Consider the following 1547-nt stretch of genomic DNA (forward strand, 5'->3'; position numbering starts at 1 on the left):
ATTACATGGCGTTGATCAACACGGCAAGACGGTCCTCAAGCGATAGTTGAAGCGGGAGCAGATGCTCTCATTCTTTAGCAATCTTCCTCCTAGCCTGATCGACATGGAAGCATGCGGCAGTGCCCATTACTGGGCCAATAAAGTGCAAGGGCTGGGGCATACCGTAAAGCTGATGGCGCCTCAGTTCGTTAAGCCCTATGTAAAGACCAACAAGAACGATGCTGCGGATGCAGAAGCTATTTGTGAAGCGGTGACTCGGCCCACCATGCGTTTCGTGCCGATAAAGTGCAGCGAACAGTTGGCCATCCAGGCCTTGCATCGTGCCCGACAAGGCTTCATCAAGGCCAGGACAGCCCAAGCCAACCAGATCCGAGGCCTGTTAGCAGAATATGGGTTCATCCTTCCTCAAGGCATCACCCACATAGGCAAACATGTTCCCGAGCTGCTGGAGGGCAGTGAAAACGGCTTGCCAGGAACGTTTCGCCATTTGTTAATGCGACTTCACGAGCACCTCAAGATGCTCGACAAGCAAGTAAATGAATTGGAAGACGCGATCGTTCGCTGGCATAAGGACAGTGCCGCCCGCCAAACCTTAGCCCAGCTGCCAGGTATCGGCCCTATCACCGCAATCGCACTGGTTGCTTCCATCGGCAATGCGAAAAACGTCAAGAATGGTCGGCAATTGGCCGCGTGGCTGGGGTTAGTGCCACGGCAACACTCCAGCGGTGGTAAGCAGAACTTGTTTGGGATCAGCAAGCGTGGCGACAGCTATCTGCGCACCTTGTTAATTCATGGCGCTCGGGCGGTGCTACGAGTAGCAGAACGCAAGGAGTTGTTCTCGGGAAGCTGGCTGGGGTGATGGCACGGCGCAACCCTAACGTGGCGGTGGTAGCGCAAGCCAACAAGACGGCTAGAATCATCTGGGCATTGCTGGCACACGACAGAAAATATGATGCCCACTGTGGCATGGCTGCATGAAAAACAGGTTTGGCAATGTAAGGGCTGATTGACAGTCCTATGACCAAAAATGGGTAAGGAAGCACCGATTGCCCAGGCAATCATGAAGTGATGGCGAGACAGGTCAGACCGTGGCTGGTAAAACCCGAGGGAAACAAAGTACTTCCAAGTACGTGGCGTTGATAGCGGAGCCAGCCAGCGAATTCCATCAGGGATAGAGGCAGTAGACTCGGTGAAATCCGGATCTATGGCTGCAATCTCCCCCTGACACACTTTCATGGATTGAGGGCTTGGCAAACTGGGGCGACCATCTATGTTTTCCAAATCAATGCTGTGTGAATGGAACTAACTGAGGAAGCGGTGATCTGATCACTACCATCCCCCTTAACGTCTGCATCATGGGCACGTCGCTTCACCCCATCACCAACTGGCCTCAATACAACACCTCTTTGATTAACCGTGGTTCACTCCCTTCTGGGTTGACGCCGAGGCCATGCGCAACGGGTTTCACCACGATCATCATGGGCGACGGGGCCGAGCCCGCTTTACACTGACCAGACCATCTATATGACTGTCTCTTATACACATCT

Annotated in this window: 2 pseudogenes; both read left to right on the plus strand. The window is 53.5% G+C overall.

From position 1 onward, the window contains the following. Positions 1 to 978: pseudogene (locus CUC53_RS02865) on the plus strand (IS110 family RNA-guided transposase); the annotation flags it as partial. A gap of 377 nt (positions 979 to 1355) precedes the next feature. Continuing rightward, positions 1356 to 1547: pseudogene (locus tag CUC53_RS02870) on the plus strand (hypothetical protein); the annotation flags it as partial.

The sequence above is a fragment of the Aeromonas cavernicola genome (genome assembly GCF_002795305.1).
Taxonomy (GTDB): domain Bacteria; phylum Pseudomonadota; class Gammaproteobacteria; order Enterobacterales; family Aeromonadaceae; genus Aeromonas; species Aeromonas cavernicola.